Origin of the sequence: Kocuria sp. UCD-OTCP (assembly GCF_000349605.1) — a bacterium.
In the GTDB taxonomy this organism is placed as follows: Bacteria; Actinomycetota; Actinomycetes; order Actinomycetales; family Micrococcaceae; genus Kocuria; species Kocuria rosea.
Genome location: NZ_KB714683.1, coordinates 184,225 through 203,536 on the forward strand (window position 1 = coordinate 184,225; position 19,312 = coordinate 203,536).

Consider the following 19,312-nt stretch of genomic DNA (forward strand, 5'->3'; position numbering starts at 1 on the left):
CCGCCAGCACGCCTGTCAGCACCCGTGTCAGCATCCACCGAGAGGACCGCACACCATGAACCCCGAGCGCATCACCGGCACCACCCCGGACGGCACCCCCGTCGTCGGACCCGTCAACGCCGCCCTGACCCCGCGCTGGGCCGGCCTGGGCACGTTCGCCCGCCTGCCGCGCACGGACGAGGTCGAGCACACGGACATCGCGGTGGTGGGCGTGCCGTTCGACGCCGGCGTCTCCTACCGGCCCGGCGCCCGGTTCGGGGCCAACCACGTCCGGGAGTCCTCGCGCCTGCTGCGCCCCTACAACCCCGCGCAGAACGTCTCGCCGTTCGCCGGGGCGCAGGTCGCCGACGCCGGGGACATCGTGGCCAACCCCTTCGACATCCCCGAGGCGATCGCCTCCATCGAGGCCCAGGCCAAGGAGCTCATGGGCGAGGACACCCGGCTCGTGGCGATCGGCGGCGACCACACCATCGCCCTGCCGCTGCTGCGCGCCGCCCACGCGCGCCACGGCGAGGTCGCGCTGCTGCACTTCGACGCCCACCTGGACACCTGGGACACCTACTTCGGTGCCGAGTACACCCACGGCACCCCCTTCCGGCGCGCGTTCGAGGAGGGCCTGCTCGACACGGACGCCGTGTGCCACGTCGGCACCCGCGGGCCGCTCTACGGCACCGAGGACCTCGACGACGACGCCCGCTTCGGCTTCGGCATCGTCTCCTCCGCCGACGTCATGCGGCTGGGGGTGGACGCCGTCGTCGCGCACCTGCGCGAGCGCGTCGGCGACCGCCCGCTCTACGTCTCGCTGGACATCGACGTGCTGGACCCGGCCCACGCCCCCGGCACCGGGACCCCTGAGGCCGGCGGCATGACCAGCCGGGAGGTGCTCGAGATCCTGCGCGGGCTGCGCGGGACGAACGTGGTCGGCTGCGACGTCGTCGAGGTCGCCCCGGCCTACGACCACGCCGAGATCACCGGGGTGGCGGCCGCCCACGTGGCCTACGAGCTCATCAGCCTCCTCGCGCTGGGACCCGGCGCGGCGCCGGGCGGACCCGCCTACGGGCTGGCCGGGCACGTCTACGGGGACGCCGTCCCGGCGCAGGCCCCGGCGGGGGAGGACCGGTGACCGGGGGCGCGGCCGTGACCCCCCGGCCCGACCACACCTCGCTGTTCGCCCACCGCTCCGAGGAGTTCCGGCCCTCCCCGGTCCGGGCCGTGTTCGAGATCGCGATGCGCCCCGGGATCATCTCCCTGGCCGGCGGCAATCCGGACATGAGCGTGCTCCCGCACGACGTGGTGGCCGCGATGTCGGCGCGGATCCTCGCCGAGCGCGGCCCCGAGGTGCTCCAGTACGGCTCCGGGGCCGGGATCGGGCGCCTGCCGGGGCTGGTCGTGGAGCTCATGCGCCTGCAGGGCGCGGAGACCACGCCCGACACGATCCAGATCACCGCCGGGTCCCAGGCGGGTCTCGACCTCGTGACCAAGCTGTTCTGCGACCCGGGGGACGTGGTCGTGGCCGAGGGCCCCACCTACGTGGGGGCCCTCGGCGTGTTCGGCAGCTACGAGGTCGAGGTCGCCCACGTGGACGTCGACGACGACGGACTGGACCCCGAGGCGGTCGCCGGGCGGATCGACGGGCTGCGGGCCGCCGGCCGGAGCGTGAAGTTCGTCTACACCATCCCGAACTTCCACAACCCCACCGGGGTGACCCTCACCGAGGAGCGGCGCCGCCGGCTCGTGGAGGTCTGCGCCGAGCGCGGGGTGCTCATCCTCGAGGACGACCCGTACGCGCTGCTCGGCTTCGACCGCGCCCACCGGCTCCCGTCCCTGTACTCGCTGGACCCGGGCACCGTGATCCACCTGGGCAGCTTCTCCAAGATCTTCTCGCCCGGGCTGCGGGTCGGCTGGATCGCGGCGGCGCCGGCGGTGCGGGCCCGGCTGCAGATCGCGGCCGAGGCCGTGACCATCCACCCGTCCGTGCTCGGCCAGGAGCTCGCCGCCGAGTACGTGGCCAGCGAGCACTGGCGGCCCGCCCTGGACCGAGCGGTGGACCTGTACCGCGCGCGCTGCGCCGCCATGATGACCGCCCTCGAGCGGTTCATGCCCGAAAGGGTGCGCTGGACGCGTCCCGCCGGCGGCTTCTTCACGTGGCTGGACCTGGACCCGGCCCTCGACCACGGGGACCTCCTGGGCCGGGCCATCGGGCACGGCGTGGTGCTGGTGCCCGGCGGCGCCTGCTACGCGGACGGGCGCGCCTCCACGAGCCTGCGCCTCGCCTACTCCGCGGCCTCGCCGGAGGACATCACCGAAGGGGTCCGGCGGGTGGGGGAGATGCTGCGCGACTGACCTGCTGGGCCTCGGCGCCGCCCCCGGAGCTGGTGCGGTGTCCCCGGGAGGGGCGATACTGACCGCATGAGCGAGGAGCGGGCCGGGGGACTGTGGTTCCGCGCCCGGGGAAGCGGGCCGGAGTTCGTCCTGCTGCACCCCGGGGGCACGGACTCCCGGGCCCTGGGCCCGCTGGTCGCGGAACTGGCCGGCCGGTACCGGGTGATCACCCCCGATCAGCGCGCGCACGGCCGCACCCCCGACCGGGAGGGCCCGCTCTCCTACGCGGCGATGGCCGAGGACACGATCGCCTTCCTCGAGGAGGAGGCCGGCGCCCCGGTGCACCTGCTGGGGTACAGCGACGGCGCCGTCGTCGCCCTGACCGTGGCGCTGCGCCGTCCCGACCTGGTCCGGGACCTGGTGCTGGCGGCGGGGGTGCACCACCGCGACGGGTGGGAGCCCGGCGTCCTGGCGGGCGAGGCGGAGGTGCCGGCCTTCATGGTCGACGCCTACGCGGAGGTCTCCCCCGACGGGCGCGAGCACTACGGCGAGGTCGCGGCGAAGCTGCGGCGGATGCACGAGGAGGGGCCGGTCTTCACGGACGCGGACCTGGCGGGCCTCGACCTCCCCGTCCTGGTGCTCGTCGGCGACGACGACGAGGTGCGGCTCGAGCACGCCGTGGCCGCGTACCGCGCTCTGCCCCACGGGGAGCTGGCCGTGGTCCCGCACGCCTCCCACGGCGTACTGGTCGAGAAGCCGCAGCTGTGCGCGCGCCTGATCACCGACTTCCACGCCGCCGACAAGCCGGCCACGTTCGCCCCGAGACGGCGCCGGCCGGGATCCTGACGGAACGGGCCCGACGGGGCGTCGCCGTCGGGCGGACGGCCCCGACGGAGCACCGGCACCTCCGCGGCGGACGCCGGATCCGGTCCCGTTCGTGACGATCCCGGTCCGCCGAGTGGACCGGGGACTGAGGGTAGCCTAACCTCTCCTCCGGGGGATTCCCCGATCATTCACATGTCCTCGGCGGGCGCTCTGTCCAGGGACGTCGAACTGAGGTGGTTCTGTGCGCGCAGTTTTCCGGGTAGCGGCATCGACGGGTGCCGTCGCCGTTCTCACGTTGTCCGGGTGCGGTTTCAGCGGCGGGGACGGAGGGAGCGAGCAGGCGGCGGATACCGGCCAGCGGATCGTGGTGGACAACTTCCGTGCACCGGTGGCCGACTGGGCCCTCGAGAGCGACGCCGCCTACATCCTGTCCCTGTCCGGTTGCCTGGAGACCCTGACCCGCTACGACGAGGTCCAGGGGGAGATCGTCCCGGCCCTGGCCGCGGAGTGGGACCAGGTCTCCCCCACGGAGTGGGACTTCACCCTGCGGGACGGCGTGCAGTTCCAGGACGGCACCCCGCTCACCGCCGACGCGGTGGTGACCTCGCTCCAGAACGTCCTGGACGCAGAGGTCCCGGCCCGGGCCTTCAGCCCGGCCGTCGTCAGCGGCGTCGAGGCCGTCGACGAGCGCACGGTGCGGGTCACCACTCCGGAGGAGAGCCCCCTGGTTCCCTACCGGCTGGCCAGTGTCAACACCGGCGTGCTGGCCCCCGCCGCCTTCGAGGGCGGGGCGGTGGACCCGTTCGGGCACTGCACCGGGCCGTTCACCCCGGTCTCGGAGCAGCCCAAGCAGTCACTGACCCTGGACCGGAACGAGGACTACTGGGGCGGACCGGTGCAGCTCGCCGGGGCCGAGGTCCGGTTCATCACGGACGGGGCGACGCGGGCGACGCAGGTGCAGACCGGCGAGGCCGACGTCTCCCTGTCCATCCCCGTCGCCAACCTGTCCGCGCTGGAGGCCGATCCCGGCGTCGAGGTCCTCAAGGCCGAGTCCCCGCGGACCGCGACGCTGTACATGAACAACGGCAGGGCGCCGTTCGACGACGTCGACTTCCGCAGGGCCGTCCGCTCCGCACTGGATCTCGACGCCCTGGCCGGCAGCGTCTACGAGGGCGCGGCCCTGCCGAGCACCGGGCCCTTCGCTTCGTCCGAGCCCTGGGCGGGCGAGGAGGCCGAGACGCCGCAGCAGGACGTGGCGGCGGCGAAGGAGCTCCTGGACGCCGCCGGCTACACCGCCGAGCGGCCGCTGGAGATCATCGCGATCGTGGAGCGGGCCGAGTTCGCCGACGTGGCCACCGTCATCCAGGAGAACCTGGAGAGCGTCGGCGTCCCCGTCACCATCACGACCAAGGAGTACGCCGCGGTGGAGCCGGACCTGCTGTCCGGGGACTACGACATGGTGCTCAGCCAGCGCAACCGCCTGATCGACATCGCCGACCCGATCGGGTTCCTCACCGCCGACTACACGTGCGAGGGCAGCTACAACCTCAGCCACTTCTGCGACGAGGACTACGACGCGCTCATCGCCCGGGCCGCCGGGACCGCCGACGCCGAGCAGCGCTACGAGCTGTACGCCCAGGCCGGGAAGATCCTCGAGGACCAGGCCGTGAACGTCTGGCTGGTCAACGAGCAGGCCATCGACGCGGTCCGCACCGACCTGCAGAACTACGTCCAGGACCCGCTGTCCCGGTACGTGCTGCGCGCGGAGACGACGAAGTCCGGCTCGTGAGCACGACCGGCAGCCGCAGAGCCCCGCGAGCGCGGGGGCGTCGATGACGGCGTTCCTCGCCAGGAGGACGGCGACCCTGGGGGTCACCGTCCTGCTGGCGTCCTTCGTGGTGTTCCTCATCCCCTACGTCACCCCGGGGGACCCGGTGCGCAAGATCATCCGGTCGCGGGTGGCGGGGGAGGTGGTCGACGACGCCGCCGCCCAGGGGCTGGCGCTCGAGCTGGGACTCCAGGACCCCCTCGCGGTGCAGTACCTGCGCTGGCTCGGCCGGCTCGCCGGCGGTGACCTGGGCCTGTCCTACGCCAGCCGGACACCGGTGATCGAGCAGGTGCTGCCCGCCCTGTGGATCACCGTGAGCCTGGTGGTCGTGAGCCTCGGGGTGGCGGCCGCGGTGTCCGTGGTGCTGGGGACCGTGGCCGCCCTGCAGGAGGGGCGCCCGGCCGACCGGGTGATCACCACGGTCACCCAGGCCTTCATCGCGATGCCCGAGTACTGGCTGGCCCCGATGCTCGTGCTGGTCTTCGCGCTGCAGCTGTCCCTGCTGCCCTCCGCCGGGTGGGAGGGCCCCGCGTCCGCGGTCCTTCCGGTGGCGGTCCTGGCCCTGCGCCCCATCAGCTACTTCACCTCGGCGGTGCGCGAGGGGATGCTCGAGGCGCTGGGCGCCGAGCACGTCGTCGCCGCCCGGGCCCGGGGACTCAGCCACCCGCAGGCGGTCTGGCGCCACGTGCTCCCCAACGGTCTGCTGCCCCTCACCACGCTGGTGGCCGTGTGGTTCGCCGGTCTGCTGGGCGGGTCCGTCATCGTGGAGGTCGTCTTCGCGATCCCCGGCATGGGGAGGCTGCTGTTCGACGCCGTCCGCAACAGCGACATCCCCCTCGCCCAGGGCGGCGTGGTGGTGGTCGTGGGACTGGCGGTCGTCCTGACGACCGCGGCGGATCTGGTGCACGGCATCCTCAACCCCCGGATCAGGGGGCGTCATGCGTGACCGGCCCGTCCTGGTCCGGGCGGCGGCGGCGCTCCTGGCCCTGATCGTGCTGTCCGTGGTGTTCTCGCCCTGGATCGCACCGTACCCGCCGGCAGCCCAGGACCTCACGGCACGGCTCGCCCCGCCCGGCCCGGCGCACTGGCTGGGGACGGACCACCTGGGCCGGGACACCCTGAGCCGGCTGCTCGACGGCGGCCGGTTCTCCCTGGTGACCGCCGCCGTGGCCACCGTGCTGACCGCTGCGATCGGCACGGGGATCGGGGTGCTGAGCGCCCGCCGCCGGGGGTGGGTGGACGAGCTGCTCACCCGGACCAACGACGTCCTGCTGGCGCTGCCGGAGATGGTGGTGGCCCTGTTCCTGGTCGCCGTGCTGGGTCCCGGCCCCCTGTCCCTGCTCCTGGCCCTGACCGTGACCGGCTGGACGCCCTTCGCCCGGCTGGCCCGGGCACTGGCCTACGACGTCTCGGCCCGCGGCTTCGTCGAGGCCGCGCGTGTCCTGGGGTGCTCGCCGTCCTTCGTCGTCCTCCGGCACATCCTGCCGCACCTGTCCGGGCCCCTGCTCGGGCAGGCCGCGCTGCGGTTCGGCCAGTTCCTGATCACCGTCGGCGCCCTGTCCTACCTGGGGCTGGGGGTGCAGCCGCCGCAGTCGGACTGGGGGGCGATGCTGGCCGCGGCCCAGCCGTACGCCGTCCGGGCGCCGGTGACGATCCTCGCCCCGGGCCTGGTGGTCTTCACCGTTGCGCTGTGCGTGACACTGATCGGCCAACGGCTGGCGCACATGAGCAGCACCCGCATGCTGCTGCCGGCATCGTCGCGGACGGAACGCGATGTCTGAGCGCCTGGTCGTCGAGGGACTGCACCTCAGCCACCGGCCGGGCGCGGACGGCGCCGGTGGCCGCCCCCTCCTGTCCGGCGTCGACCTCACCGTGGCTCCGGGGGAGTTCGTGGCGCTGGTGGGCGCCTCCGGGTCGGGAAAGACCCTGACGGCCATGTCCGTCCTGGGCCTGCTGCCCCCGCAGGTGCACCGGGACGCCGGGACGATCCGGCTGGGTGACACCGACCTCGCCCGGGCCGGCGAAGCGGAGCTGAACCGTGTGCGCGGCGGCCGGATCGGCATGCTCTACCAGCAGCCCCAGCGCATGTTCAACCCCCGCCGGACCGTCGGCGAGCACCTGTGGGAGCCGCTGGGGCTCCATGCCGGGCTCCGCGGCACGCAGGCCCGTGCGCGGACGCTGGAGCTGCTGGCCGAGGTGGGGTTCGAGGACCCCCGGTGGTGCGCCCGGGCACGTCCCCACCAGCTCTCGGGCGGCATGGCCCAACGGGCCATGGTGGCCCTGGCGCTGGCCGGCCGCCCCGGACTGCTGCTGGCCGACGAGCCGACGTCGGCCCTGGACACGGTGCTCGAGCGGCAGATCCTGGAGCTGATCGACCGCGAACGGCGCGACCGCGGGCTGGGGGTCCTCTACATCACCCACAACCTGGCCACCGTGTCCGCCTACGCCGACCGGGTCGTGGTGCTGGACGCCGGGCGCGTGCAGGAGTCCGGGCCGGCCGGCACCGTGCTCAACGATCCGCGCAGCACGTGCACGAAGGCCCTCCTGGAGGCATCTGCCCTCACCCCCACCGGGACTCCGCCCGCCACCGGCGGGGCGCGCCCCCTCGTGGTGCTGGACGAGCTCACCAAGCGCTTCGGGCCGAAGCGGCGGGAGGCCCGTCCCGCGGTGGACCGGGTGTCCCTCGACCTGCGGGAGGGCGAGATCCTCGGGGTGCTGGGGCAGTCGGGCTCCGGGAAGAGCACGCTCGCCCGGTTGGTCGTCGGACTCGAGGCACCGGACGGCGGACGGGTCACCAGCACCCCGGGCGCCGGCCGCGCCGGCTCCGGCGCGGCGGCCTCGCACGTGCAGCTCGTCTTCCAGGACCCGCACGACTCCTTCGATCCCCGCATGCCGTTGGGCACCAGCCTGGAGGCCCCCCTCCTGCGGCACCGGAACGGCACGCCCGAGCAACGGCGTGCGAGCATCCACGAAGTGGTGCGGGAGGTGGGACTGGAGCCGGAGCTGCTGGACAGGCGTCCCGGCCAGTGCTCCGGAGGCCAGCTGCAGCGGCTCACCATCGCCAGAGCCCTGCTGCTGGAACCGTCGGTGCTCATCTGCGACGAGGCCACCTCGGCCCTGGACGCGGTGACCCAGCGCACCGTCCTGGACCTGCTGCTGCGCCTGCACCGGGACCGGCGCCTGTCCCTGGTGATGATCTCCCACGACCTGAGCGTCGTCCGCTACATGAGCCACCGGGTCGCGGTGCTCTTCCGGGGCCGCCTGGTCGAGCTCGCGGAGACCTCCGAGCTCTTCGCCCGGCCGCGCCACGAGCACAGCAGGCAGCTGGTGGCGGCGGCACTGCCCCAGGTGTGCGCGATCCTGGACACCCACCGCCTGTCCGAGGAGCACCTCGATGTCCTTCCGTGACCACCGGGCCGAGACGCGCACCCTGCTGGGCGCCCAGCTGGTGTTCAACCTCGGCTTCTACGCCGTGGTGCCCTTCCTGGCCGGAGCCATGGGCACCGAGTACGGCCTGGGCGCCGCGGCCATCGGACTGGTGCTGGGGGCCCGGACCTTCAGCCAGCAGGGCATGTTCCTGCTCGGCGGCATGCTGGCCGACCGGTGGGGTGCCCGCCGGGCCGTTCTCACCGGCTGCCTGGTGCGCATCGCCGGCTACGCCACGCTGGCGGCGGCGTCCGACTTCGCCCTGTTCCTCCTGGGCGCGGTGCTCACCGGTGCCGGGGGCGCCCTGTTCTCACCCGCCCTGGAGTCCCGGCTCTCCCACGCCGACCAGCCGGCGGGGACGGAGGGCCCGGGCCGCCGGACCGGCCGCCGGCGGTCGGTGTTCGTGTGGCTGGCGATCACCGGAGAGATCGGCGCCGTCCTGGGCCCGGTGCTGGGATCGTTCCTCCTGGGCTGGGGATTCGACGCGGCCCTGTTCCTGGGGATCGGGGTGTTCACCGCGGTGACGGTCCTGCTCTGGTACCTGCTCCCGGCCGAACCGGCCCACCCTCAACCGGACCGAGCGGCCGGGACGCCCACCGCGGCGCCCTCCGCGGCCGGCCCCCGGTGGGCCTGCCTGCGGGACCGGCGCTTCGTGACGTTCTGCGCACTGGCCGGGGTGAAGATGCTGGCCTACCACCAGCTCTACTTCGCCGTGCCCGTCGAGCTGGGCCGGCGAGGCCTCGACGGTGCCTGGCTCGGCGCGCTGTTCCTGCTCGCCTCGGTCCTGACCCTGCTGCTGCACCTGCCGGTCTCCGCCGCCGGTCTGCGCATGGGCCCCGGCGCCGCCCTGGCGGTCGGCTTCGTGCTCGAAGCCGGCGCGTTCGCCCTGGTCGCCGCGACCTCGATGCACCCCGGGACCGCCACCGGCTCGATGGCGCCGCTGATGGGCGCCGTCGCCGTCCTGATCCTGGGCCACATGCTCCTGACCCCCACGATCCTGTCCCTGATCCCGTCGTTCGTCCCGGCGCACGGACCCACCTCGGGGCGGGGCGCCTACTACGGGCTGGCCGCCACCTGCGGCGGCATCACCGTGCTGGCCGGCAACGCCGTGCTCGGGCAGCTGCTCGATCTCACCGACCGGCACCACTGGTGGCCCGGCACCCCCTGGGCGCCTCTGGTCGTGCTCGCGCTCCTGGCCGCCGCGGGCCTGCCGACCGTGCTCCGCGGCCACGGCACCGCCGGGCCCGCCGACGCGCCCTCCACCACGGCACCGGCTCGACGAACCCGCTGACGGCCGGCGGCCGCGGGGCCTGCTCCTCGGCAGGGGACGGGGCTCCGCAACGGCGGCGGGACCCCCGCGCACCGGCGCCCCACCGGTTCCGTCCGGTCGCCGGTCTGCCGATGGCTAAGCTCGGGGGACGACGTCGAGCTGCTCCGCGGAGCAGCCTCCGAGGCCGCGGCACCACGTGCCTTGGGCTCGGGGGAGGAGGCCATGTGCAGTCACTGACCGTAGGGGTTCTCGCTGATCCGGGGCTGCCGGAGAAGGTGGCCCGCCGGGTGGCCGAGGACCTGCCGCGGGCGCTCGCGGAACGCTCCGGCCCGGAGATCTCCTGGACGGTGGAGGTCAGCCGCGAGACCCTGCCCCTGACGGCCGAGGGGAACATCCCGCTGCTGGACAAGGCCGGCCGGCTGCGCGAGGAGCACGGGTGGGACTTCGTGGTGTACCTGACGGACCTGCCGCGCGTCCACGACGGGGAACCGCTGCTCTGCGAGGTCGGCGCGGCCGACGCCGCGGCGCTGGTCTCGCTGCCGGGCCTGGGCGCCGACCACTTCTCCCGCAAGACCTGCCGGCTGCTGGCCGCCCTGGTCGGCGCGATCCGGGACGGCGCCGAGGACGCCCCTTCGCCGTCCGCGGTGCACGGGGCCCTGGGACGGGCGGCGGCGCGCAAGGTCTCCTCGGGGGAGGCGGGAGGCGCGGCCTACGTCGTGCTGCCCGGGCGGATGAACCGGCTGCGGCTGCTGATCGGCATGATCCTGAGCAACCAGCCCGGGCGCCTGCTGCCGGCCCTGGCCAGCTGTGTGGCGGCCGCGGCTGCCACCGGCGCCTTCGGCATCTTCTACGCCTCCATCTGGAACATGTCCGATGTCCTGTCCCCGCTCCGGCTGGCCACGATCAGCGTGGTGGTCACCGCCGCGCTCAGCGGCTGGCTCATCATCCACAACGGCCTGTGGAACCGTTCCGCGGACGACGGCGAACCCTGGCGGTCCCGGTCGGACAACGCCTCCACCGTCATCACCGTGTGGCTGAGCGTGGCCCTGATGTACGTACTCCTGTGGGCGATGCTGCTCCTCGTGGGCCTGGCGGTGATCGAGGCCGGCTACCTCGAGTCCCAGCTGGGCCATCCCGTCGATCTCCTCGACTACCTGCACCTGTCCTGGCTCGCCGCGTCGCTGGGCACCCTGGCCGGCGCCCTGGGCTCGAACTTCGACAGCGACGAGGCCATCCGCGAGGCCACCTACAGCCGCCGGGAGCACCAGCGCCGCCGACTCGCCGACACCTACGACGACTGACCCGGCGCGGCCGGGTCACCCCCCCCCCGCAACCAGCGGGCTCAGGCCAGCAGGGCCTCGGCCGCGCGGCGCCCGGAGCGCAGGGCGCCCTGGGCCGAGCCGTCGGTGCGGTGGTCGCCGCACACGTACAGGCCGTCGCCGAGGGCGGCGGGCCGGTCGGCCACGAGCCCGGGCGGCTGCTCCGGCAGCGCCCGGCGCACCTCGTGCACGGTCAGCAGGTCCCAGGCGGCGGCGTCGGCGGACCAGATCGTGCCCAGCTGCCGGCGGACGTCGGCCTCGGCGGGGAGCTCGGCGCCCCGCGGCAGGAGGGCGGTCGCCTGGATCAGCGCCCGGCCGTCCGGGGCGTAGCTGGGGGCGGCGTTGCTGACCACGGCCGTGTCGACGAGCGGGCCGGTCGACTCGCCCGGCAGGACCAGGCACCCGAGGTCGGAGGGCGCGGCGTCCGCCGCGAACCACCAGGTCGCCTCGCCCTTCATGGGGGTGTCCGGCAGGTCCAGGAGCCGGGCGGCGGCCGGGCCCTCGGTGGCCACGACCACGGAGGACGCCCGCCAGGCGGCGTCCCCGGCGCCCACGGTCCACCCGTTCCCGGTGCGCTCCACCGCTTCCACGCGGGCACCGAGGACGGCCGGGGACCGGAGCCCGTCGTGGATCCAGGCCGGGAGCGCGCCCATGCCCCCGGAGGGCAGGCCGGGGGTGCCGAGCAGGAACCAGCCGACGAGCTCGCGCACGAAGGCGGCCGAGGTGCGGCCCTCGTCCTCGAGGATCACGCCGGCCAGGAACGGCTCGAGCACCAGGTCCCGCAGCGGTCCCCGCACTCCTGCGGCGTCGAAGGACTCGTGCCAGGGCAGGTCCCGCCGCTCCCGGCGCCGTGCGCGGAGGTCCAGGCCCGGGGCGAGCCAGGCCGCCAGGGCGGGCAGCCGGCGCAGCTCCACGAGCGGGCTGCGCAGCGTCCCCGGCAGCCGGGAGGGGACGCGGCGGGGGTCGGCGAGGACGTCGATGCCGTCGCCGCGGCGGACCCCGGCGGCGGCGTCGAACTTCTGGATCCCCAGGGCCGCGACGTCCACGCTGCGCCGCAGCTCGGTGTAAGCGGGGTTGAGCACCTGGAACCCGCGGTCGCAGCGGAAGCCGTCGACCGTGTCGGTGCGGATCCGGCCCCCGACGCCGTCGGAGGCCTCCAGCACCACCACGTCCAGTCCGTGCCGTTCGAGCAGGTGGGCGCACTGCAGGCCGGCGAGCCCGGCGCCGACGACGACGACGTCGTGGTCCACGGGAACCTCCTAGCGGATCGGGACGGCCGCGGCGGGATCGAGCTCCGCGGCCGGTGCCGCGGCCCGGGCGGGGATCGTGAACAGCGCCGACTCTACGGTCAGGCCCGGCCCGAACGCCAGGGCGCAGACGGTGCGGGTCTCGTCCGCCGGGGCCGCGTCGATCACCTGGCGCAGGACGTGCAGGACGGTCACGCTGCTCATGTTGCCGCGTGTGGCGAGCACGTCGCGGGACTCGCGCAGCGCCTCGGGCGGCAGCCCCAGGGTGTCCTCGAGCTTGTCGAGGATGCCGCGGCCGCCGGGGTGGAGGGCCCAGTCGGTGATGCGGTCCCGGTCGACGGGCCCCTCCGGCCCGTCCAGCAGCGCGGCGAGGGCGGTGTGGATGTTGTCCTCGAGGACCTGGGGCACCGCGGCGCCGAGGATCATCTCGAACCCGGCGTCGCCGATGGTCCAGGCCATGGCGTCCTCGCCGTCCGGGATCACGAGGGTGCGGAACCGGTCGAGCTCGAGCAGCGGGGTGACGCCCTCGGGGGCCCGCGCGCTGACCACGGCCGCCGCGGCGCCGTCGGCGAAGAGCGCGGCCCCCCGGATGGCGTCCGGGTCCCGGGCCGGGCGCAGGTGCAGCGTGCACAGCTCCACGGCCACGAGCAGGACGACGGCGTCCGGGTCCGCCGTGGCGATGGCCGCGGCCTGGCGCAGCCCGATCAGCCCGCCGTGGCAGCCCATGAAGCCGATGTGCGCACGGCGGACGGCCGGGTCGAGGCCGAGGTCCCGGACCAGCTGGTAGTCGGGGCCCGGGGCGAAGAAGCCGGTGCAGGAGACGGTCACCACGTCGGTGACGGTCGCGGGGTCGAGCCCGGGGCAGCGGGCGAGGGCGTCCCGCGCGGCCTCGGCGAAGAGCGCGGGGGCCTGCTCCACGTAGGTCCGGTTCCGGACGCCGGTGAGGGGGGTCAGGAACCGGCCGTCCTCCGTGATGTACGGGGATCCGGCGCGGGCGCCGTCCTCGACCAGCTCGGAAAGCACCGTGTGCCGGCGCTGGACCCCGGAGGCGCCGAACACCGTGCGCAGCAGCCGGGCGTTGAGCCGGTCGGTGCCGGGCTGGGCCTGGTAGAGGTCCTGGGCGTCGGTCTGCTCGAGCACGTGCGGCGGGAGGGCCGTGCCGAGGGACAGGAGTGCGGGCGTCATCCCGTCCAGTATCCGTCCTCGGGCCGACAGGTGCCACGGAGGGCGCGCGGGGGCCGGGCGGACCCGCGGCCGGCGGGTCCGCCCGGGGCCGCCTCAGACAGTGCGGGTCGCGGCGTCGAAGTCCAGGCGCGGCAGCCGGTCGTGGCGCGGGGCGGCGGGGGCGCCGATGTTCACGACCATCAGCGCGCGCAGGCTCGTCCCCGCGTGGAACTCGGCGTCCACCCCGGGGGCGTCGAAACCGCCCATGGGGCCCGCGGCGAGACCGACGGCGCGCACGGCCAGCACGAAGTACCCGGCCTGCAGGTGGGCGTTGTCCCGGCCCATCTGCGCGCGCAGCTCCTCGTTGCCCGCGAACATCTCCTGGTTGCCGGCGGCGGGCGGGAAGACGACGGGCAGGTGCTCGTGCCAGTCCACGTCGTAGCTGAGCACCGCGACGGCGGGCGCCGCGGCGGTCTTCGCCCGGTTGCCCTCGGCCATGTGGGGGAGCAGGCGCTCCCGGGCCTCCGCGGAGCGGATCCACGTCACGCGCAGCGGCTGGATGTTCATGGCCGTGGGGCCCATCTTGGCGAGCTCGAAGGCCGCCCGGAGCTGCTCGTCGGCCACGGGCTCGTCGAGGAACTCCGAGGCCGTGCGGGCCTCGCGGAAGAGGAGGTCGGCGGCGAGGGCGTCGAGGGTGAGCTGGTCCTGCAGGGTCTCGGGGGCCACGGGGTGTCCTTTCGGAGGCACGGTCATCTTGATGTACACGTCAACAAAGAGCGGGGCGGGTCTATGCCGGAGACGTCGTGTGCCGTCCGTCACGTCGCGGCGCCTCCCGCTGGGTACCCTGGCCCCATGCCCCTCCGTCTCCCGCAGCTCCTGTCCGGACCGGACCGCCGCGCGGCCCGCTCCGGCGCCGAGGCGGCACGCGCCCTCCGACTGGGCGCGGCCCTGTGCGGGACGGGCGTGCTCCACCTCGTCCGGCCCGCGCTCTTCGACGGGCTGATCCCGCGGTCCCTGCCGGGCCCGCCCCGCGCCTGGACGCTGGGCTCCGGGGCGGCGGAGATCGGCGTCGGGGCGCTGCTGCTCCGTCCCGGCACCCGCCGCGCCGGCGGCTGGGCCGCGGCCGCCCTGTTCGTGGGCGTGTGGCCGGGCAACGTCACCATGGCCTGGCGGGCCCGCCGCGGCTCCCCGGTCCGGCGGGTCGTGACGCTCGTGCGGCTCCCCCTGCAGGTCCCCCTGATCGCCACAGCCCTGCGCATCGCCCGGGCGGGCTGAGGGCCCGCCGCCCGGCCCGGGGCGTCCCCCGGACCCCGGTCCACGGGGTTCGCATTCGGTCACACACGCACACCGTCCCTACGCTGGGCAGAGCACAGGAGTGGGGGCTCCGTTTCCGCAGGGGGATCGCTCTCGCTCCAGTCCATCGGGGGGTGGGCCGTGCGCACCATGCCGCCTCCCGTCCCGACGGCCGGAGGAATCCTTGACCACCACCCGCAGCACCACCGCTTCCCTCGCGCTCGCGGCCGCCCTCGCCCTCGTCCCGCTGGGCTCCGCCGCGGCGGCGACCGGGGCCGCCGCGACCGCGGGCCAGGCCGTCCAGCCGGTCCCGGCGGCCACCGGAACCGCTCCCGGTGCCGACTCGGCAACGGCGGCGGCGACCGACCGCGTCGTCGTGAAGTTCCGGGACGGCGCCGCCCCCGAGGACTCCCGCGACGTCGTGTACGCGCAGGCCGCCGGCCGGTCCGGGGGCGCCGGGCTCGTGGAGACCACGGCCACCGCGGACGGCGCCCAGGTGGTGCGGACCGACGGGATGCTGGCCGGCGCCGAGCTCGACGCGCTGACCACCGCCCTGGAGCAGGACCCCGCCGTGGAGTACGCGGAGCCGGACCTCCTGGCGACCACCACCGCCGTGCCGAACGACCCGTCCTACGCCGCGCTGCAGTGGAGCCTGTGGGACGACCCGGCCGGACTGGGCATGCCCCTCGCGTGGGACCGGGCCACCGGCGCCGGGCAGACCATCGCCGTCGTGGACACCGGCATCACCGCCCACCCCGACCTGGACGCCAACGTCCTGCCCGGCTACGACTTCGTCTCCACGGCCCAGAACGGCCGGGACGGCGACGGGTGGGACGCCGACCCGACGGACATGGGCGACTACCCCGACGCCGTGCTGTGCCCCAACAGCCCCATGCCCCCGAGCTCCACCTGGCACGGCACCCACACGGCCGGCATCGCCGCGGCCGACGCGAACAACGGACTGGGCGTCGCGGGGGTGGCCCCGGACGCGAGGATCCTGCCCGTGCGCGCCGTGGGCGCCTGCAGCCAGGGATACATCACCGACGTCGCCGCCGGCGTCCTGTGGGCCGCCGGCGCCCCGGTGGCGGGCGCCGCCGCCAACCCGAACCCCGCGACGGTCATCAACCTCAGCCTCGGCGTGCCGGGGGAGTGCCCGGCGGTGCTGCAGTCCGCGATCAGCGAGGCCGTGAACCGCGGGATCCCCGTGGTCGTGGCCGCGGGCAACCAGGCCGTGGACGCCGCGCAGTCCGCGCCGGCCAACTGCGCCGGCGTGATCTCGGTCGCCGCGACGGACGTCTCTGGCGCGCTGGCCCCCTACTCCAACTTCGGCTCGGTCACGGTCGCGGCCCCGGGCGGGGACCCCTACGCGCAGATCCTCTCGACCGGCAACGCCGGGGCGCAGGGCCTCGGCGCGCCCACGTACACGGAGCGCAACGGCACGTCCATGGCGGCCCCGGCGGTCGCCGGCACCGTGGCGCTGCTCCGGGAGCTCGCTCCGGGGCTGGGCGTGGCGGGTCTCCAGGACGCCCTGACCTCGACGGCCCGGCAGGCCCCCGGCGGGTGCGCGCCCGGCTGCGGCGCCGGCATCGTCGACCCGGTCTCCGCGCTGGTCGCGGTGCAGGGCGGCGAGCCCTTCAGCACCGCGGGCGGCATCGGGGCGCTGCACCGGAAGATCGGCGCGACCACCGGCGAGGCCCGCTCCCGGGAGCTGTGCGCCCTGGGCGGCACGCCCTGCTTCCAGGAGTTCGCCAACGGCTGGATCGTCTGGAACGCCGGCCTCGGGGCCCGCTGGCAGCAGGTCCTCCCGGCCCAGTGGTGGGCGATCCCCGCCGCCGGCTGACCCTCGCCCCGCCCGCCGGCGCCGTCCACCCGCTCGGGGTGGGCGGCGCCGTCGTCGTCCCCGGGCCGTTCCTCCGGGGCGACCTCAAAGTCCAGCGAAAAGCATGGATCTTCCCATTCGGTAACAAGAGCAAACGCTCCGTACGCTGAGCGCAGCGGCGCCGACTCCCCTTCCCGTGGTCGGCGCGCCGCAGCTCCCCCGCTGCGCGCTGCACCCCCCCACCGGCTGGAGAGTCCATGACGTCCTTCCACGGCCGCGCCCTGACGGCCGCCCTGGTCCTGATCCTGGCCGGCGCCGCGGCCCCCGCCGCGGCCCGGCCCCCGGCCGAGGCCACCGTGCCCGCCGCACCGGCGCCCGCGCCCGCGCCCGCTGCGGAGGGGGCCGGGAGCCCCGGCGCGACCGACCGGGTGATCGTGAAGTTCAAGGACGGCGCGGAACCCGCCCCGCGGGCCCGCGAGCGCGTCTACGCGGAGGCCGCGGAACGGATCGCGCCCGGGGGCGCGGCGGCGGGCGAGCCGGCGGCGGCGCCCCTGCTGGACGAGATCAGCCGGACCGTGGACTCGGCCCGGGTCGTGGCGGCGGACGGGCTCCTCGACGCGGAACAGCTCGAGACCCTGACCGGCGCCCTCGAGGAGGACCCGGCCGTCGAGTACGCCGAGCCGGACCATCTCGCGAGCATCGCCGCGGTGCCCGACGACCCGTACTACGCGACGTCGCAGTGGAACCTCCAGCCCGCCGCGGCAGGCCTCGACCTGCCCAGCGCCTGGGACCGGGCGACCGGCAGGGGCCAGACCATCGCGGTCGTGGACACCGGGATCACGTCCCACCCCGACCTGGACGCCAACGTGGCACCGGGCCACGACTTCGTCTCCCTGCACGCCGGGGGCGTGCAGCCGGGCCACTCCCGCGACGGGGACGGCTGGGACCCGGACCCACGGGACGAGGGGGACCACGCCGGTCCCGGCGAGTGCGGATCCGGCTCCGCCGCCCGCTCCTCCTCCTGGCACGGCACGCACACGGCGGGCATCGCGGCGGCGCGGGGCAACAACGGCACCGGTGTGGCCGGTGTCGCCCACGGCGCGACGCTCCTGCCGGTGCGCGCCCTCGGGGCCTGCGGGGACGGGTACGTGTCCGACATCGCCGTGGCGATCGCCTGGGCCGCCGGCGAGGACGTCGACGCCGTCCCGACGAACCCCCACCCGGCGACCGTGGTGAACCTCAGCCTGGGCTTCCTCTCCAGCACGTGCCCGGCCGCCCTGCAGGACGGGATCGACCGGGCCCTGTCCCGCGGGGCGAGCGTGGTCGTGGCGGCGGGCAACCACGATCGCGACGCCAGGATGGAGTCCCCGGCCAACTGCCGGGGGGTGATCACCGTGGCCGCCAGCACCGCCCAGGGCGCCCGCGCCGGGTACTCCAACTGGGGCCGGGTCACGCTGGCCGCCCCGGGCGGGGACCCCTCCCGGCAGATCCTGTCCACCGCCGACACCGGGAGCGCCCGGCCCGGCGGCGGCACCTACTCCTACAAGTACGGCACCTCGATGGCCAGCCCCACGGTCGCGGGGGTCGTGGCGCTGGTCCGCGAGACGGACCCGTCCCTCTCCCCGGCCCAGGTCAAGGAGGTCCTGGTCGCCACGGCCCGGCCCCTGCCCGGGTCCTGCCCGGGCGGCTGCGGCGCCGGGCTCGTGCACCCCAGGGCCGCCGTCGCCCGGGCCACGCTCCAGGAGGGCTACCGCACCCAGGGCGCCATCGGCGCCCTCCACGCCCGGATCGGCGCCTCCACCGGGGCGCCGCGCTCGCACGAACGGTGCGGCCTCGCCCAGGACGGCTGCTACCAGGAGTTCGAGCGCGGGGCCGTCTACTGGAGCGCGGACTCGGGCGCCCGGTGGGTGCACGGCGGTGTGCGCGGCGCCTGGAACCGCGCCGGCGGCGTGAACGGCCTCCTCGGCTATCCCCGGACCGGGGAGCGCGGCAACGGCGCCGGCGGCGTCCACCAGCAGTTCCAGCGGGGCACGGTCGTCTGGAGCGCCGGGACCGGTGCGGCCCCCGTGCACGGCGCCGTCGGCGCGCGCTGGGCGGCCCTCGGTGCGGAGACGGGTCTGCTGGGGCACCCGCTGGGCGGCGAGCACCGCGGCCCGGCCGGCGGGGCGCACCAGTCCTTCGAGCGGGGCAGGATCCTGTGGTCGCCCGCGACCGGCGCGCAGCCCGTGCGCGGGGCGATCGGCCGGGCCCACGCCGACCTCCGGGGCGAGCACGGTCGCCTGGGCTACCCGGTGACACCGGAGCAGCGCTCCGGGGACACGGTCGTCCAGCGCTTCCAGGGCGGATCGATCGGCTACCGCCACGGCGCGATCACGGTCTCCGCCCGCTGAGCGGGCCCGGGCCGCCCGGATCCGCTCAGGAGTTGAGCCGGTGGATGCGGGCGCTCAGGACCGTGGCGAAGCCGCACCAGCCGGCGTAGGGGAGCAGGGCGGCGCCGTGCACGGGCCGTGCCTGCGCCGCCCGGCGCGCGAGATCGCCGGTGCTGACGGTCAGCGCCGCGGCGGTGCGCGCCCGGGCGGGTCGGCCGCTGCAGCTCGGTGAGCACGGCCGCGGAGGTCACCGCGAGATCCGCGTAGAGCACGGTCCACACGACCGGGAACACGGCGGCCGGCGGCTGCAGCCCCGGCTTCCGCAGGTCCCGGTACCAGGGGCTGTCCACCCCGGCGGAGGCCGCGGTGCCGGCCGCGGCGGCCGCCCCGGTCTGTGCGCTGGTCTTGAGCAGGTTCGTCCAGAACATGG

16 protein-coding genes are annotated in these 19,312 nt (G+C 75.4%); 12 read left to right on the forward strand and 4 right to left on the reverse strand.

All coding sequences use genetic code 11. The annotated features are described in order from the left end of the window. Window positions 1–55 precede the first annotated feature (55 nt). The 9 genes from speB (at window position 56) to H488_RS34530 (ending at window position 10,972) form a co-directional block, all read left to right on the forward strand. The gene (speB, locus tag H488_RS34490; RefSeq protein ID WP_017834813.1) at window positions 56–1,123 is read left to right on the forward strand and encodes an agmatinase; all 1,068 of its coding nucleotides are present in this window, start codon (window positions 56–58) and stop codon (window positions 1,121–1,123) included. Continuing rightward, window positions 1,120–2,343 carry an aminotransferase-like domain-containing protein gene (locus H488_RS34495; protein WP_017834814.1) on the forward strand — a complete coding sequence of 408 codons (1,224 nt, stop codon included), beginning with the start codon at window positions 1,120–1,122 and terminating at the stop codon, window positions 2,341–2,343. Before speB ends, H488_RS34495 begins: the two co-directional genes overlap by 4 nt. Before the next feature lie 66 nt (window positions 2,344–2,409). Further along, a complete protein-coding gene (locus H488_RS34500) occupies window positions 2,410–3,168 on the forward strand; it encodes an alpha/beta fold hydrolase (RefSeq protein WP_017834815.1) in 759 nt (252 codons plus the stop codon). A 346-nt stretch (window positions 3,169–3,514) separates the two neighbouring features. Then, a complete protein-coding gene (locus H488_RS34505) occupies window positions 3,515–4,936 on the forward strand; it encodes an ABC transporter substrate-binding protein (RefSeq protein WP_229587199.1) in 1,422 nt (473 codons plus the stop codon). Window positions 4,937–4,979: 43 nt separating this feature from the next. After that, on the forward strand, window positions 4,980–5,921 hold the full coding sequence (locus tag H488_RS34510; protein WP_017834817.1) for an ABC transporter permease: 942 nt from the start codon (window positions 4,980–4,982) through the stop codon (window positions 5,919–5,921). Next, window positions 5,914–6,756 carry an ABC transporter permease gene (locus H488_RS34515; protein ID WP_017834818.1) on the forward strand — a complete coding sequence of 281 codons (843 nt, stop codon included), beginning with the start codon at window positions 5,914–5,916 and terminating at the stop codon, window positions 6,754–6,756. Before H488_RS34510 ends, H488_RS34515 begins: the two co-directional genes overlap by 8 nt. Then, a complete protein-coding gene (locus tag H488_RS34520) occupies window positions 6,749–8,383 on the forward strand; it encodes an ATP-binding cassette domain-containing protein (protein WP_017834819.1) in 1,635 nt (544 codons plus the stop codon). Before H488_RS34515 ends, H488_RS34520 begins: the two co-directional genes overlap by 8 nt. Further along, window positions 8,370–9,692 (forward strand): MFS transporter, encoded by a 1,323-nt coding sequence (locus tag H488_RS34525; protein ID WP_017834820.1) that lies wholly within the window; start codon window positions 8,370–8,372, stop codon window positions 9,690–9,692. Before H488_RS34520 ends, H488_RS34525 begins: the two co-directional genes overlap by 14 nt. Before the next feature lie 203 nt (window positions 9,693–9,895). After that, window positions 9,896–10,972, forward strand: coding sequence for a hypothetical protein (locus H488_RS34530; protein ID WP_031283739.1), 1,077 nt, complete (start codon window positions 9,896–9,898; stop codon window positions 10,970–10,972). Between the two features lie 41 nt (window positions 10,973–11,013). Here the strand turns inward: H488_RS34530 and H488_RS0119175 are convergent, their stop codons facing one another. The 3 genes from H488_RS0119175 to H488_RS34540 form a co-directional block, all read right to left on the reverse strand. Beyond that, complete coding sequence (locus H488_RS0119175; protein WP_017834822.1) at window positions 11,014–12,240, reverse strand: NAD(P)/FAD-dependent oxidoreductase; 1,227 nt, start codon at window positions 12,238–12,240, stop codon at window positions 11,014–11,016. 9 nt (window positions 12,241–12,249) lie between these two features. Then, a complete protein-coding gene (locus tag H488_RS34535) occupies window positions 12,250–13,422 on the reverse strand; it encodes a type III polyketide synthase (RefSeq protein ID WP_017834823.1) in 1,173 nt (390 codons plus the stop codon). Window positions 13,423–13,515: 93 nt separating this feature from the next. Beyond that, the gene (locus tag H488_RS34540) at window positions 13,516–14,127 is read right to left on the reverse strand and encodes a malonic semialdehyde reductase (RefSeq protein WP_017834824.1); all 612 of its coding nucleotides are present in this window, start codon (window positions 14,125–14,127) and stop codon (window positions 13,516–13,518) included. 126 nt (window positions 14,128–14,253) lie between these two features. Here H488_RS34540 and H488_RS34545 point away from each other — a divergent pair, with 126 nt between their 5' ends. The 3 genes from H488_RS34545 (at window position 14,254) to H488_RS36260 (ending at window position 18,903) form a co-directional block, all read left to right on the forward strand. Further along, window positions 14,254–14,676, forward strand: coding sequence for a DoxX family protein (locus H488_RS34545; RefSeq protein ID WP_017834825.1), 423 nt, complete (start codon window positions 14,254–14,256; stop codon window positions 14,674–14,676). 202 nt (window positions 14,677–14,878) lie between these two features. Next, complete coding sequence (locus tag H488_RS34550; protein WP_051063830.1) at window positions 14,879–16,534, forward strand: S8 family serine peptidase; 1,656 nt, start codon at window positions 14,879–14,881, stop codon at window positions 16,532–16,534. A gap of 236 nt (window positions 16,535–16,770) precedes the next feature. Next, the gene (locus H488_RS36260; protein ID WP_051063831.1) at window positions 16,771–18,903 is read left to right on the forward strand and encodes a S8 family serine peptidase; all 2,133 of its coding nucleotides are present in this window, start codon (window positions 16,771–16,773) and stop codon (window positions 18,901–18,903) included. Here H488_RS36260 and H488_RS38785 read toward each other — a convergent pair. Then, window positions 18,867–19,310 (reverse strand): TspO/MBR family protein, encoded by a 444-nt coding sequence (locus H488_RS38785; RefSeq protein WP_441295104.1) that lies wholly within the window; start codon window positions 19,308–19,310, stop codon window positions 18,867–18,869. The genes H488_RS36260 and H488_RS38785 overlap by 37 nt on opposite strands. Window positions 19,311–19,312 lie beyond the last annotated feature (2 nt).

What these genes read in the sequence shown, in the direction of transcription:
- H488_RS38785 (WP_441295104.1), bottom strand. Translation starts at nt 19,310, where the DNA reads ATGTTCTGGACGAACCTGCTCAAGACCAGCGCACAGACCGGGGCGGCC.
- H488_RS34535 (WP_017834823.1), bottom strand. Translation starts at nt 13,422, where the DNA reads ATGACGCCCGCACTCCTGTCCCTCGGCACGGCCCTCCCGCCGCACGTG.
- H488_RS34500 (WP_017834815.1), top strand. Translation starts at nt 2,410, where the DNA reads ATGAGCGAGGAGCGGGCCGGGGGACTGTGGTTCCGCGCCCGGGGAAGC.
- H488_RS34515 (WP_017834818.1), top strand. Translation starts at nt 5,914, where the DNA reads ATGCGTGACCGGCCCGTCCTGGTCCGGGCGGCGGCGGCGCTCCTGGCC.
- H488_RS34520 (WP_017834819.1), top strand. Translation starts at nt 6,749, where the DNA reads ATGTCTGAGCGCCTGGTCGTCGAGGGACTGCACCTCAGCCACCGGCCG.
- speB (WP_017834813.1), top strand. Translation starts at nt 56, where the DNA reads ATGAACCCCGAGCGCATCACCGGCACCACCCCGGACGGCACCCCCGTC.
- H488_RS34545 (WP_017834825.1), top strand. Translation starts at nt 14,254, where the DNA reads ATGCCCCTCCGTCTCCCGCAGCTCCTGTCCGGACCGGACCGCCGCGCG.
- H488_RS36260 (WP_051063831.1), top strand. Translation starts at nt 16,771, where the DNA reads ATGACGTCCTTCCACGGCCGCGCCCTGACGGCCGCCCTGGTCCTGATC.
- H488_RS34525 (WP_017834820.1), top strand. Translation starts at nt 8,370, where the DNA reads ATGTCCTTCCGTGACCACCGGGCCGAGACGCGCACCCTGCTGGGCGCC.
- H488_RS34510 (WP_017834817.1), top strand. Translation starts at nt 4,980, where the DNA reads ATGACGGCGTTCCTCGCCAGGAGGACGGCGACCCTGGGGGTCACCGTC.